General features: G+C 43.9%; 12 protein-coding genes. All 12 read right to left on the bottom strand.

The window, feature by feature from the left end:
• Nucleotides 1–34: 34 nt before the first annotated feature.
• The 12 genes from rpsO to PGH26_RS05095 all read right to left on the bottom strand — a co-directional run bounded on the left by rpsO (nucleotide 35) and on the right by PGH26_RS05095 (nucleotide 14,005).
• A complete protein-coding gene (gene rpsO / locus PGH26_RS05150) occupies nucleotides 35–304 on the bottom strand; it encodes a 30S ribosomal protein S15 (protein WP_025785002.1) in 270 nt (89 codons plus the stop codon).
• A gap of 129 nt (nucleotides 305–433) precedes the next feature.
• Complete coding sequence (locus tag PGH26_RS05145) at nucleotides 434–1,381, bottom strand: bifunctional riboflavin kinase/FAD synthetase (RefSeq protein ID WP_323692941.1); 948 nt, start codon at nucleotides 1,379–1,381, stop codon at nucleotides 434–436.
• Nucleotides 1,368–2,315, bottom strand: coding sequence for a tRNA pseudouridine(55) synthase TruB (gene truB, locus PGH26_RS05140; protein ID WP_323692940.1), 948 nt, complete (start codon nucleotides 2,313–2,315; stop codon nucleotides 1,368–1,370). The genes PGH26_RS05145 and truB overlap by 14 nt, the downstream gene beginning before the upstream one ends.
• A gap of 87 nt (nucleotides 2,316–2,402) precedes the next feature.
• Nucleotides 2,403–2,756 (bottom strand): 30S ribosome-binding factor RbfA, encoded by a 354-nt coding sequence (rbfA, locus tag PGH26_RS05135; protein ID WP_323692939.1) that lies wholly within the window; start codon nucleotides 2,754–2,756, stop codon nucleotides 2,403–2,405.
• A gap of 19 nt (nucleotides 2,757–2,775) precedes the next feature.
• On the bottom strand, nucleotides 2,776–3,057 hold the full coding sequence (locus PGH26_RS05130; RefSeq protein WP_323692938.1) for a DUF503 domain-containing protein: 282 nt from the start codon (nucleotides 3,055–3,057) through the stop codon (nucleotides 2,776–2,778).
• Nucleotides 3,054–5,528, bottom strand: coding sequence for a translation initiation factor IF-2 (gene infB / locus PGH26_RS05125; protein ID WP_323692937.1), 2,475 nt, complete (start codon nucleotides 5,526–5,528; stop codon nucleotides 3,054–3,056). Before infB ends, PGH26_RS05130 begins: the two co-directional genes overlap by 4 nt.
• A 13-nt stretch (nucleotides 5,529–5,541) precedes the next feature.
• Nucleotides 5,542–5,856, bottom strand: coding sequence for a YlxQ family RNA-binding protein (locus tag PGH26_RS05120; protein ID WP_323692936.1), 315 nt, complete (start codon nucleotides 5,854–5,856; stop codon nucleotides 5,542–5,544).
• Entirely contained in the window at nucleotides 5,853–6,134 is a 282-nt protein-coding gene (rnpM, locus tag PGH26_RS05115; RefSeq protein ID WP_323692935.1) for an RNase P modulator RnpM, read from the bottom strand. Before rnpM ends, PGH26_RS05120 begins: the two co-directional genes overlap by 4 nt.
• A gap of 24 nt (nucleotides 6,135–6,158) precedes the next feature.
• A complete protein-coding gene (gene nusA, locus PGH26_RS05110) occupies nucleotides 6,159–7,358 on the bottom strand; it encodes a transcription termination factor NusA (RefSeq protein WP_323692934.1) in 1,200 nt (399 codons plus the stop codon).
• 23 nt (nucleotides 7,359–7,381) lie between these two features.
• Nucleotides 7,382–7,858: a ribosome maturation factor RimP gene (gene rimP, locus PGH26_RS05105; RefSeq protein WP_323692933.1), complete on the bottom strand. Its 477-nt coding sequence runs from the start codon at nucleotides 7,856–7,858 to the stop codon at nucleotides 7,382–7,384.
• A 174-nt stretch (nucleotides 7,859–8,032) separates the two neighbouring features.
• Nucleotides 8,033–12,346 carry a PolC-type DNA polymerase III gene (locus PGH26_RS05100; RefSeq protein WP_323692932.1) on the bottom strand — a complete coding sequence of 1,438 codons (4,314 nt, stop codon included), beginning with the start codon at nucleotides 12,344–12,346 and terminating at the stop codon, nucleotides 8,033–8,035.
• A gap of 57 nt (nucleotides 12,347–12,403) precedes the next feature.
• Complete coding sequence (locus PGH26_RS05095; protein WP_323692931.1) at nucleotides 12,404–14,005, bottom strand: proline--tRNA ligase; 1,602 nt, start codon at nucleotides 14,003–14,005, stop codon at nucleotides 12,404–12,406.
• Between the last annotated feature and the right edge of the window lie 14 nt (nucleotides 14,006–14,019).

Genomic DNA, 14,019 nt, shown 5'->3' with positions numbered 1-14,019 from the left:
AAGCGGGCAGAGCCCGCTTTTTCGGTTGTCAATATTAACGGCGCAGGCCGAGTTTAGCAATTAGATCACGGTAACGTGCAACTTCTGTTTCACGCAAGTACTTCAAAAGACGACGACGTGTACCGACCATCTTATAAAGACCGCGGCGTGAGTGGTTATCCTTCTTGTGTGAACGCAAGTGCTCGTTCAAGTTGTTGATCTCTTCAGTAAGGATAGCGATCTGAACATCTGCAGACCCTGTGTCGTTTTCATGAGTTTTGAATTCGTTGATCAATTCATGTTTACGCTCTTGTGTAATAGCCATCCTAGTCACCTCCCATTCTTTAATATCCCCAAGTCCCAAGCAGCCGTTGGTGAATCGTAATGCCAAGGAAAGGTTCGTGTACACTGTACACTTGACTATCATAGCATGCACATCTTACGACTGCAACCTTCAGTCTTTTTTTGAAAGGATTTTTTTTGCTGTTTCCTTGTCTTCTGCAATCTGTTTGATCAGCATATCGATTGAATCGAATTTCTGTTCAGATCTGATATGATCTATCCAGTCAACTATCACCTTTTTGCCATATAGATCCCCGTCGAAATCAAAGACATTCACTTCAATCGTTTTACGTGCTTCATCCGGATGATCAAAAGTCGGCTTAACGCCAATATTACAGACGCCATCATAAGTAATTCCATCTGCTGTGAACCGTACTGCATAGACGCCGTTTTGAGGGACTATAAGTTCAGCGCCTGGAATAATATTAGCAGTTGGAAAACCTAGTTGCCGTCCGCGTTTGTCCCCGTCAACCACTGTACCGATTGAACGAAAAGGACGGCCAAGAAGCGATGCAGTTTTTGCTACTTCTCCGTCTGACAGTAATTTACGAATGCGTGTGGATGAAACCTTCTCCTCTTCCTCAGCTACTTTTTCGACGCTTGTCGTGCCGAAATCTCCATTTGCTAACGATTCCATCTGTTCCATTGTACCTTTTCCTTTCGCGCCGAATGTGAAGTCAAATCCAGCTGTTACATGACGAACATTCAAATTTCTTAACACTTGATCAACAAATTCCTCAGGAGTCAAGCTAGCGAGACTTTGATCGAATGCTACGATAAATAACGTGTCGATTCCCATTTCGCTTAAGATCCGCTGTTTTTCCTCCAAAGGAGTAATGTAGCCAATTTTTTCATGTTCACCTGCAAATAGATGGGATGGATGAGGATTAAACGTCATTACGGCGGAAGCAATTCCAAGGTTCTTTGAGGTATCAATTGCTTGTTGTATAACTGTCTGATGACCTTTGTGCAGTCCATCGAAAAAACCGATGGCTAACGAGAATTCTTTTTCAATGATCTTAGTAATACCACGATCAATTCGCAACTCAATAGTTTCCATCGTTTGTCCTCTCCTCTTCTCGATTCGCAAGAAACATCTTGACAGGTTTCATCAGCCCTGTTTTTTCTGGATGCGGCGCATACACAGCGAGAGCTCTGCCGTGTTCCGTAAATACTGCTTCGTCCTCTGTTTCGAGTATCGGGTGAAGAGGAAGAACTTGGCCATTTAGAACTTTGGTCAGCAATTCTTCATTGTCATCTAATTGTACTTGAACAATTCCCTCTAAAGCAGACTCCAGCGGTCTTAAGAATGATTTCAGGCTTCCAGTTTCCTGAAGCTCCCGGACTTCATCTAGCGTACGGCAGTCGGTTTGCTTATATGTTCCTGAAGCCGTCCTTACTAAATGGGACATATGTGCAGGATACCCAAGCTGTTCTCCAATTTGAACTGCAAGCGTACGAATATATGTCCCTTTCCCGCAGGATACCTTAATCGTAAAGCGGGGTTCGATTCCTTCGAATTGTTCATCTTCACTTAATAACTCGATTTTATGGATGTGTACTTTGCGTTCTGGACGCTCAACTTCTATTCCTTTCCTTGCATACTCATAAAGTTTTCTTCCGTTCACTTTAACAGCTGAATACATAGGAGGAATTTGTGTAATATGTCCAGTCAAAGTATCTAGAGCCTGCAGTACTTGTACACGAGTAATGACCTTGTCCGATGCATCATTCTTGACGACATCTCCATCAGCATCTTCAGTTTCAGTCGCAGTTCCAATAGATACCTCAGCAATGTATTCTTTTCCTGAATCTGTGATGTAAGATGCGACTTTTGTGGCAGACCCGATGCAAATCGGCAGGACGCCCTCTACACTCGGGTCAAGAGTTCCAGTGTGCCCGACTTTTTTCGTACGAAGGATTTTCCGTAATTTAAATACACAATCATGTGAGGTCATCCCTTTTTCTTTCCATAGGGGCAGGATTCCGTCCATATCATCGCCTCCTTCTATAGGTTAGTTCAAGCACTATGTAAAATGAAAAAGGGACCGGAAATCCAATTGGATACCGATCCCATTTGTTTAATTGTCCGACTCGTCTTCCTTCACATCACGTAGAAGTGATTCGATTCGGTTGCCGTATGCGACGGATTCATCAAACGCGAAATCGATTTCTGGTGTTTTTCTCAAACGGATCCGTTTTCCGATTTCAGAACGGATGAATCCTTTTGCTTTCTTAAGCCCTTCTAGTGACGCTTCTTTCTCAGAATCTTTTCCAAGAACAGAAATATAGATAGTTGCTTGTTGAAGGTCCCCTGTTACTTCCACATCGGTTACTGTGACGAAACCAATGCGAGGATCTTTCAAACGCTGACCTATAATATCACCGAGTTCTTTTTTCATTTGTTCTGCTACTCGATTAACACGCATTGACATGGAGTTTCACCCCGCTTCACTATCCTGGATAGTCAATCTGTATTTCAGTTAGTTCCCAATCTGGATTGGACTCAAGAAATCGCTGAACGCGATGAATTTCACGTTCAGCAGCTTCGGTTGAAGAAGCAATTGCGACAACCCCAAGTGTTGTACGCTGCCAGAGATCTTGGTGATCCAATTCAGCTATAGAAACATTATACCCATTTTTCACACGATCGATCATACGTTTCAGCACGGAACGTTTATCTTTTAGAGAAGCCGCCATTGGAATGATGAACGAACACTCTGCGTAAACAATCACACGCGCTTAATTTCCTGCATGATGAATGGTTCGATGATGTCGCCTTCTTTAACATCGTTAAAGTTCTTAATCGTGATACCGCATTCGTATCCTTTTGCGACTTCTTTTGCATCATCTTTGAAGCGTTTCAATGTATCGAGTTCCCCTTCAAAAATAACGATGTTGTCCCGGTAAATGCGAACCCCGGAGTCTCTTGTTATTTTACCGTCAGTTACATAACTTCCGGCGATAGTACCGATTTTAGAAACTTTGAATGTTTCACGGACTTCAACTTGACCGATAATTTTTTCTTCGAATTCAGGGTCAAGCATACCTTTCATTGCAGATTCGATTTCCTCTACAACTTTATAAATTACACGGTGCAGACGAATGTCGACGCCTTCTTCATCAGCGGCACGTTTAGCATTGACATCTGGGCGTACGTTGAAACCAATGACAATTGCATTTGATGCAGCTGCTAAGGAAATATCAGATTCGTTGATTGCTCCGGCACCTGTATGAATGATTTTAACATTGACGCCTTCTACATCAATCTTCATTAATGAAGCTGCCATTGCCTCGACAGTACCTTGAACGTCTGCCTTAACAATCAGGTTCAATTCCTTCATTTCGCCTTCTTTCATCTGATCAAACAAGTTATCCAAAGTAACACGCGTTTTTTCAGTACGCTGTTCCTGAATCGCTTCGCCAGCACGGCTTTCACCAATTTGACGGGCTGTTTTCTCATCTTTGAAGACTACAAAACGGTCACCTGCTTGAGGCACATTGCTAAGACCTGTGATTTCTACAGGAGCAGATGGACCGGCTTCTTTAACACGGCGGCCAACGTCATTGATCATAGCTCGTACACGGCCAAATGTGTTTCCGACAACAACAGGATCACCGACGCGAAGTGTACCATCTTGAACGAGCAAGGATGCAACTGCACCGCGGCCGCGATCGAGTTGAGCTTCAATAACTGTTCCTTTAGCACGAACGCTTGGATCGGCTTTCAATTCAGCAACTTCTGCAACAAGAAGAATCATTTCAATCAACTGGTCAATTCCTTCACCTTTAAGCGCAGAAATTTCAACAAAGATTGTATCTCCGCCCCAAGCCTCAGAAACTAAACCGTGTTCAGTTAATTCTTGCATAACACGATCTGGATTAGCAGATGGTTTATCCATTTTGTTGACTGCAACAATAATAGGAACTTCTGCAGCTTTCGCATGGTTAATCGCTTCAACCGTTTGTGGCATAACACCGTCATCCGCAGCAACAACAAGGATAGTCAGGTCAGTTACTTTGGCACCGCGCGCACGCATAGTTGTAAATGCTGCGTGTCCTGGTGTATCAAGGAACGTGATCTTTTTTCCATTGGAATTAATTTGGTATGCTCCGATGTGCTGAGTGATTCCGCCAGCTTCGCCTTGAGTGACTTTCGTGTCTCTAATTGAATCAAGTAATGTCGTTTTACCATGGTCAACGTGTCCCATGATTGTAACGACAGGAGGTCGTTCGATAGCTTCTGTATTCGATTCAACTGCCTCATCATCTGTATCTGGATCTTCGAAATAGATTTCAAGATCCGTTACATCAATGCGGATTTCCTCTTCAACTTCTACATCATACTCTGCACAGATTAGTTCAATCGCATCTTTATCAAGCTCTTGGTTAATGGTAGCCATTACACCAAGAAGGAATAACTTTTTAATGATTTCTGAAGGTTCCCGGCCGAGCTTGTTTGCAAGTTCCCCAACAGAGGCAGATTCGTAAAATGTGATTTTTTCCGGTAACGGCTTTTCCACTTTTGGCATTGGGTTCGCCGGACGATGTCTGCGGCGGCCCTGGTTTATACCGCGTGCTGGCGGACGTCCGCCACGGCGATTGCCTCCGCCGCCTTGTCGGTTTTGTGAAGATGGCCCTTGGTTAGGACGATTTTGTCCTCCAGTTGATGGAGTACCCTGACCGCCGCTTGATGGACGGCTGCTTGTTTGTCCCTGAGGACGATTAGCAGACTGCCCTTGTGGACGGCTATTGCCGCCTTGGCTCTGCGGACGATTCGTGTTTTGTCCTTGAGGACGGTTACCCGTTTGACCCGCTGGGCGATTGCTGCCTTGGCCTTGCGGACGGTTATTGCCTTGTCCCTGCGGACGGTTGCCTGTTTGGCCTTGCGGACGGCTATTGCTTTGTCCCTGCGGACGGCTGCCTGTTTGACCTTGCGGGCGGCTATTGCTTTGTCCCTGCGGACGGCTGCCCGTTTGGCTTTGTGGACGACTCGTATTTTGACCTTGCGGACGAGACGCACTTTGATTGTTGGATGAAGTACTTTTCGAAGCTGAAAACTTCTTATCCAATTTTTCTGCAGAACTTGTATCGATCATTGACATATGGTTCGAAACATCCACATTCATTTTACCTAGTTCCTCAATGACCTCTTTGCTTGATTTGTTAACCTTCTTCGCGTATTCATGTACACGTATTTTCGTCATTAGCCCACCCCCGTTATAATTCGTTGAGGAGCGAAGACAGCTTTTTAGCAAAACCGCTGTCCGTTACCGCGAGGACGACCCGCGACTCTTTTCCGATTGCATGCCCGAGTGCTTCGCGGCTCCCAAAAACATGCTTCTCAACGTTGTAGCTATTACATTTATCCGACAGTTTCTTTTTCGTATTGTCAGATGCGTCTTCTGATAGTATAACAAGTTTTGCTTTCTGTGCTCGAACTTCAGAGACGACAAGCTCTTCGCCTGTCGTCAGCATTCTTGCCCGAGCTGCTAAACCTAGTAATTGAAAAATCTTAGTTTCTGTAGAAATCATTTAATTGCCTCTCTCCGAATCGCATGTAATAAATCTGCATACACTTGTTCCGGAACAGCGCTGCCCAATTGACTCTCAATTGCACGAGTCGATTGCGCTTTTTCTACGGCTGCTTCAGATTTTGATACATACGTTCCGCGTCCGGATTTTTTACCTGTCAAATCGACGGATATTTCTCCTTCTTTTGTGCGGACAATCCGGATCATGTCTTTCTTAGGAAACATTTGGCCGGTAGCTGCACACTTGCGCAACGGCACTTTTCGATTATTGACTGCCATGCGTATGCACCCTCTCGTTACTTCTTATTGATGTTCGTCTTGATACAAGTCGATCGAATCTGTCTCGACTTCTTCTGTTTCTTCAGTCGAATCAAGCGCAGTCTCTTCATCAGAATAAACATCTGCTTCATCAACGTCTGCTTCATCAGCTTGGAATTCTTCTTCAAATCGAGGATAGATTCCTAGTTCACGCGCATCTGTTTCACTTTTAATGTCAATTTTCCAGCCCGTCAACTTGGCAGCTAATCGTGCATTTTGACCACGCTTACCGATTGCCAGTGATAATTGATAATCCGGAACCACTACCGTTGTCGAACGATCTTCTTCTTCAACATGAACGTCCAATACTTTAGAAGGGCTTAATGCGTTTGCAACAAAGATTACTGGATCTTCTGACCATTCCACAATATCGACTTTTTCACCATTAAGTTCATTTGAAATCGATTGAACGCGTGCTCCGCGTGCACCCACACAAGAACCTACAGGATCCACTTCTTCGTTCGTTGTAAAGACAGAGATTTTTGAACGGTCGCCCGCTTCTCTGGCGATCGATTTGATTTCTACAATTCCTTCAAAGATTTCAGGAACTTCCATTTCAAATAGACGGCGCAAAAGTCCAGGGTGTGTTCGAGATACAAACACTTGCGGTCCGCGTGAAGTGCGTTCCACTTTTGTAATGTACACTTTGATACGTTCATGCGGGTTGTATGTTTCAGAAGCGATTTGCTCGGTCATAGGAAGTACAGCTTCTACTTTCCCTAACCCTACATACAAGTTGCGCGCGTCAAAGCGCTCTACAATTCCATTGACAATATCGTCTTCACGGTCGATATATTCTTCATAGATAAGACCGCGTTCAGCTTCACGGACACGCTGGGTAACGACTTGCTTCGCTGTTTGAGCAGCAATTCGTCCAAAGTCGCGAGGTGTCACTTCTTGCTCCACAATGTCGCCGACTTCATACGCTGGGTTTATAAGCAAAGCATCTTCAAGCGTAATTTGCAGACGGTCATCTTCCACTTCTTCTCCAACGACATCTTTACGTGAAAACACTTTAATAGTTCCTACTCCTAAGTTCAAATCCACGCGCACGTTTTGAGCTTGATTAAAGTTTCGTTTGTACGCAGTTACGAGTGCCGCTTCAATCGCATCCACTAGTACCTCTCTAGATATGCCTTTTTGCTTTTCTAATGCTGTTAATGCATCGAGAAGATCGCTACTCATGTTCATCACTCCTGAATATTCAATTATGCAGAAAAGTCGATTGCATATCTTGCAACAGCAATCTTTTGCTTATCGATTCTGACTGTCAATGTACGGGTTTTAATACGAATTTGAAGTTCTATAGCATCTGGTTCATTGACTAAAAGGTGCCCTTCGAATTCTTTCATATCTTTAACTGGCTCATAAGTTTTCACATAAATATACTGGCCAACCGCTTTTTCGTAATCCTGCTCTTTTTTAAGCGGACGCTCTGCCCCTGGAGATGAAACTTCCAAGAAGTAGTTTTGCGGAATCGGATCTGTACGGTCCAGTTCTTCACTCAGACGTTCACTTACTTGTGCACATTGAAGTATGTCGATATTCCCTTCCTGCGTATCAATGTAGACGCGCAAAAACCAATCTCTTCCTTCTTTCAAAAACTCAATGTCGACTAGTTCAAGCGATAACTCATTGACAATCGGGAGTGCTAACATTTCTACTTCTTCTGTAATTTTACTCATCTTACCCCTCCCTTGCAGGTTGTAATTTGCTTGCATAATAATGGCAGACAACAGAAAAGAGCGGGGAATCCCACTCTTTTCGCGTAAGACTATAGCAAAAGTTGTTTCAATTATACCATACGTTCAACCCTTGCGCAAATTATCCAAATGCGCGGTGTCGTATTACTTCCTTGCTTAGAACAATGACAGCTGATTCATTTCCGGCAATCCTTCCAGGCAGCCGAGCGAATCCATGTATTCTGTAATTGTTTTGGAAACACGTCCGCGGCGCTGAAGATCTTCCTTAGAAAGGAATTCCCCGTCATCTCTAACTTCTACAATTGTTCTCGCAACGTTTGTACCTAGTGAAGGGATAGCATTAAATGGCGGAATCAATGTATTGCCCTCGATGATGAATTCAGTAGCCGATGATTTATATAAATCAGGTTTAGCAAATGAAAACCCTCGTTCACACATCTCTAAAGCGATTTCAAGTACCGTGACTAAACTTTTTTCTTTCGGCGAAGCGTCTAAGCCTTTGTCATAGATTTCTTTCGCTTTTACTCTAATAGACGCTGGACCTTTAATCATCGTTGCCAAATCGTAGTCCGTCGCACGCACTGTAAAATACGTTGCATAATACATTATCGGATGATGCACTTTGAAATAAGCGATCCGGAGTGCCATGAGAACATAAGCAGCGGCGTGTGCTTTCGGGAACATGTACTTAATTTTCTTACAGGAAGCAATGTACCATGCCGGGACTTTGTTTTTCTTCATTTCCTCTTCAAATTCAGGTGTCAGTCCCTTACCTTTACGCACAGACTCCATTATTTTAAAGGCAATGGCTGGTTCCAGACCTTGATAGATTAAATACACCATAATATCGTCACGACAGCCGATTACTTCTGCCAGTACACACGTTTTATTCTGAATCAATTCCTGTGCGTTGCCGAGCCATACATCCGTTCCGTGAGACAATCCTGAAATTTGTATGAGCTCGGAAAACGTGGAAGGCTTCGTTTCTTCAAGCATCTGGCGAACAAATCGGGTACCGAACTCCGGCACCCCGAGCGTTCCGGTTTTACAGTTAATCTGCTCTTCTGTTACACCAAGCGATTCTGTCCCGCTGAACAGCGCCATAACACCAGGATCGTCAGGCGGAATCGTTTTAGGATCCATTCCTGACAAGTCTTCCAGCATTTTAATCATCGTCGGATCATCATGACCCAAAATATCGAGCTTGAGCAAGTTGTTATCAATGGAGTGGAAGTCAAAGTGAGTCGTCTTCCAGCTAGAACCAACGTCATCCGCCGGGAATTGAATCGGCGTAAAGTCGTAGATTTCCATATTATCCGGTACTACAATGATACCGCCCGGGTGCTGTCCGGTGTTTCGTTTAACACCTGTACACCCTTGAACGAGCCGATCGATTTCGGCTCCGCGCAAATTGATGCCGTTATCGTTCATATAGCCGCGAACATATCCGTAAGCTGTTTTCTCAGCAACAGTTCCAATAGTTCCTGCTCTGTACACATAATCTTCACCGAAAAGTTCTTTCGTATAGTTGTGGGCGTTTGCCTGATATTCACCGCTGAAGTTCAAGTCGATATCCGGTACCTTATCACCGTTAAATCCAAGGAACGTTTCAAATGGAATGTCATGACCGTCTTTTGTATACGGGATGTCGCAAGCCGGGCAATTTTTGTTCGGTAAGTCGAAACCGGAACTGACTGAACCATCGGAGAAGAACTCCGATTGCTTGCATGTTGGACAAACATAATGCGGCGGCATTGGATTCACTTCAGTAATCTCCATCATCGTCGCAACAAGAGAAGAACCAACTGAACCGCGAGAACCAACCAAATAACCATCATCCAATGATTTTTTAACCAACTTATGTGAGATTAAATAAATAACCGCAAACCCGTTTCCGATAATCGACTTTAATTCCTTATCAATACGGGCTTCAATTATATCCGGCAATGTCTCCCCATAGATGTCATGGGCCATCGTATACGTCAACTGGCGTACTTCTTCGTCAGCCCCTTCAATTTCAGGAGGATAAAGATCATCTTTGATCGGTTTAACATCTCCGACCCGATCGACAATACCCTGTGGATTATCTATGACGATCTGCTCTGCTGTTTCAGGTCCTAAGAACGCGAACTCTTCCAGCATTTCATCCGTTGTCCTGAAATGGACAGCTGGCAATTCGTGACGGTTCATCGGATTCGCTCCACCTTGAGAACGGACAAGTACCTGACGATACGCAGCGTCCGTTTCCTCAATATAATGTACGTTTCCTGTTGCCACTACTGGGAGACCTTTCTTTTTCCCCAGTTTAATCATTTTACGCATGATATCTTCCAAGTTCCATTCATCGCGAATGAGATCCAGCTCAATCAAATGATTGTAAACCGGCTTTGGATGAAGCTCCAAGTAATCATAAAAACCTGCAACTTCTTCTGCTTCTTCAATCGACTTTTGCATAAGCGCTTCAAACACTTCGCCTTTGTCACAGCCTGAGCCGACGAGCAGCCCTTTTCTGTATTTCACGAGCAGCGACCGCGGAATTCTCGGCACTCGATAGAAATAATCCATGTGAGAGAACGAAACCAGTTTAAATAAATTCTTCAATCCTTCATCGCTGGTAGCAAGCAGCGTGCAATGGTTAGGTCGTGAACGCTTGTACGCATCCCCTTCACCGACGTTTTTGTTAAAGTCATCTAACCAGGCAATCCCTTTTTCAGAGGCGTCTTTCATCAATCTTACAAATAGATGCGCAGTCGCTTCCGTATCGTATATGGCACGGTGATGCTGAGTCAAATCGATGTCGAACTTTTTAGCTAATGTATTCAGACGATGATTTCTGAGATCCGGGTACAGCAAACGAGCTAATTCTAATGTGTCAATTGTTGGATAATCTGCGGTTTCAATTCCTGCCTTTTTGCAGGATTCATAAAAGAAGCCCATATCAAACGAAGCATTGTGCGCGACTAAAATGGAGTCACCTATGAACTCTATGAAATCGACCATCACTTCAGAAACTTCAGGTGCATCTTTCACCATATCATCTGTAATCCCTGTCAATTCGGTTGTGGTAGAAGACAAAGGGTGATGAGGATTTGAAAAACGTTCAAATGTATCGATGATTTCTCCGTTTTTAACACGGACTGCAGCAAGTTCAATTACGGTATCGTACACAGCGGACAACCCTGTGGTCTCTACGTCAAAGACGACAAACGTATCTTCTTCGAGTAACCGATGCTGCTCGTCATAAACGATTGGAACACCATCATCCACAAGGTTCGCTTCTAAACCAAACAACACTTTAATGCCGTGCTTCTTCCCTGCATTATAGGCATCCGGAAAAGCCTGCACGTTTGCATGATCTGTAATGGCAATTGCAGGGTGACCCCATTTTGCTGCCTGTGCAACAAGTGCACCCGCAGAAGAGACCCCGTCCATTTGACTTAGCTTTGTATGTGTATGTAATTCAACACGTTTACGCCCTTCAGGTGCTGTGTCTTTTTTGACAACTGGTGCAACTTCCATAATATCTTGTGCCATCATGATTAAGTCACGAACGAATGTATCATTTTGAATACTTCCGCGAGCTCTTACCCATTTACCTTTCGTGAGTGCTTTCATGAGGTCTGCATCCTCATTATCACGGGAGAACATCTTCACAAGAATAGAGTCGGTATAATCCGTCACTTTTAAGGTTAATAATGATCGGCCGCTTCTTAGCTCTCTCACTTCGGCATCGAAAACAAAGCCTTCGATTGTCACACGGCGCTCTTCGTCTTGGATCTGCTGGATTTCCATTAACGGTTCATCGCCGCGAATTGGTGTTCCGAAAGAAATAGGACCTGTAGGCGCAGCACCTCCATCTTTCTTAGTCGTTTCACGCTGCTGCATTGCTTCCAATGCTTTTTGAGCATAAGCGACTTCCTCAGCTTTTCGTTCTTCAAAAAATGCAGCGCGGGCTTGTTCCTCTTCCACCGGTGCTTCTGAAATTGTGAACTCCGGGTAGATTCGCTGGAAGCCAAAGGACTCATATGCATTTGAAATGAGATGACCATACTTATTTTTCAACGTCTGCTGCTGGACATCATTCAGACAGCAAACTGTAATTTTATCTCCAGCAATAGTTGGTTTTTGCGATGTCAATGCTTCACGAATCGGCGGCGAAACTTCACCCAGCTCATCCATGATTGCAGGCCAGTAGGATAGAATAGTTTCCGCCTCATGCACTTCCGTCTTCGTACTGATTTTCAAACGAATCGCAGCGATATTGGCAAAAGTCTGTTCCACACGCTTACGGAATAGTTGGAACACATCAAACGGTAACGGCTTTTCCAGGGTTGCAGTAAATTGCCAAACCCTCGACTTTTTAAAGATATCCACCCGCTCTAATTCAGCGTCTTGAAAATGAATAACAAACGCGTCTTCCGTCAGTTCGATTTGCTGGAGCAGCATTGACATCTTTCTTTTAGCGTCCATATAGTTCTCCTTTCCGTAAAAAGAAGGGAAGGACCGCGAGTCGGCCTTCCCATGTCTTTACTCTGTTCTGAAAAATTCCTGAAGTTTTTCTGTCACTTCTTCTTTCCGCATGCTAACCGGCTCACCCATCATTCGGTACGTCACTTGGACCATTCCAGCTTCCGCGTCATCACCAACTACTATTTTTACCGGGACGCCTAACTGGTTGGAAGTTTTACGTTTACTATCAGGGCTTACATTTCGATCATCAAACAGCACACGATATCGGTATCCATTCATGACAGAGTGAATCTCTTCTGCTAACTGCTGCTGACTTTCATTTTGAATATCCTCAATCAGTAAATGTATATCATACGGAGCAAGTTGAATTGGCCATTTCAATCCCAGTGAGTCACTAAAATGTTCAGCCGTCACTGCAAACAAACGGGTCAAATCTATATAATAATATCCAGTTAAAATTTCAAGGGATTCCTTGTTTGCAACGTTAATTGTACTGAAAACGGGTTCTGGTTCAATAATGCGGGCGAATGTGACTCCTTGACGAAACGTTAACGTTCCATTTCCATCAGGGGATGGCTCTCCTTCTTTCACAAGACGGATATCTACGTAACGGTCAACTGTAAAATCACGTTCCGGGTTAACATTCAGCAGGAATGTATCCTTTTCATTTGCGCCGCAAATCCCATTCACAATAGCGGAGACACCGTAGTCAGCATAAACCGGTAAACCGAATGGCAGTTGCACAGGACCAATCGTGTTCAGTTCAACACCTAACTCTTTCTTTACCTCACTTGGGGTCAATAAACGGATTGTTGAACCCTCAAAAGCTTTAGCTAACTTCATCTCATTCAGCTCATGATCTCCACGAAGAAGAATGAGTGCAGGTTTCGAATCAATGTCATACAAAAATGCTTGAACTGTTTGAGAGCTGTCTAATCCAAGCGATTCAGCCAGCGGGGCAATTTCTTTGCCATGTCCGCTTATTTTTTCAGCCTTTTTAAGCTTTTTGGATTCCAGAGGTTCTTCTTGGAAAGCTTCCGCAAGCACAGCTTTTGACGTATACGATGAATCAGTACTTTGCGCATAAGATTCTTTTCCGCATTCGGAAAATGCAATAAATTCGTATTCAGTTCTCCCATTAGCGTTTTGTGATTCAATTACGCGGTATGGGAGTCCGATTCTATTTGCAATTGTTGAAAAGACAGAAAATAACGTCTCTCCATTCTCTTTTGCTTCATCCGTATCGGTATGAAAAGAATAGCCACTCACTAATGAATATTCTTTTGCATACAGAAGACTGGATTCCTGGATAGAATGCAAGGTCTCTCTGACATTCTGTTTGATGTGAAATACAGATATCGGAAGCTGCTCGGAGCTGATAACTTCTTTTGCAATGAACGACAGCAAAATCATTTCATCTGATTTTCCTGTCGCATGTTCAAATTGTTCATATGGAAGATCCAGTTCGAGGACACGCGCTGACTCCATCTCCTCACGGATCACACGCTTTATATTCTCTAAAACTTTTCCAGCTAACGGAAAATACGCATACATGCCTTCAGATGTTTCTTGAACATAACCAGATTGAGTGAGAAGCTGATCTGCCAGACAGTTATTTGAAGTTTCAGCAGCAGGTATGAATACCCCTGATTGTTTCATCGTGCGTCGCCTCC

Source organism: Sporosarcina jeotgali, from assembly GCF_033304595.1.
GTDB classification, from domain to species: Bacteria; Bacillota; Bacilli; order Bacillales_A; family Planococcaceae; genus Sporosarcina; species Sporosarcina jeotgali.
The sequence above is the reverse complement of the archived record's forward strand: the minus strand, read 5'-3'. Positions and strand labels throughout refer to the sequence as shown.

Coding starts and splice junctions, on each gene's coding strand:
- rpsO (WP_025785002.1), bottom strand. CDS start 304: ATGGCTATTACACAAGAGCGTAAACATGAATTGATCAACGAATTCAAA.
- PGH26_RS05145 (WP_323692941.1), bottom strand. CDS start 1,381: ATGGAAACTATTGAGTTGCGAATTGATCGTGGTATTACTAAGATCATT.
- truB (WP_323692940.1), bottom strand. CDS start 2,315: ATGGACGGAATCCTGCCCCTATGGAAAGAAAAAGGGATGACCTCACAT.
- rbfA (WP_323692939.1), bottom strand. CDS start 2,756: ATGTCAATGCGTGTTAATCGAGTAGCAGAACAAATGAAAAAAGAACTC.
- infB (WP_323692937.1), bottom strand. CDS start 5,528: ATGACGAAAATACGTGTACATGAATACGCGAAGAAGGTTAACAAATCA.
- PGH26_RS05120 (WP_323692936.1), bottom strand. CDS start 5,856: ATGATTTCTACAGAAACTAAGATTTTTCAATTACTAGGTTTAGCAGCT.
- rnpM (WP_323692935.1), bottom strand. CDS start 6,134: ATGGCAGTCAATAATCGAAAAGTGCCGTTGCGCAAGTGTGCAGCTACC.
- nusA (WP_323692934.1), bottom strand. CDS start 7,358: ATGAGTAGCGATCTTCTCGATGCATTAACAGCATTAGAAAAGCAAAAA.
- rimP (WP_323692933.1), bottom strand. CDS start 7,858: ATGAGTAAAATTACAGAAGAAGTAGAAATGTTAGCACTCCCGATTGTC.
- PGH26_RS05100 (WP_323692932.1), bottom strand. CDS start 12,346: ATGGACGCTAAAAGAAAGATGTCAATGCTGCTCCAGCAAATCGAACTG.
- PGH26_RS05095 (WP_323692931.1), bottom strand. CDS start 14,005: ATGAAACAATCAGGGGTATTCATACCTGCTGCTGAAACTTCAAATAAC.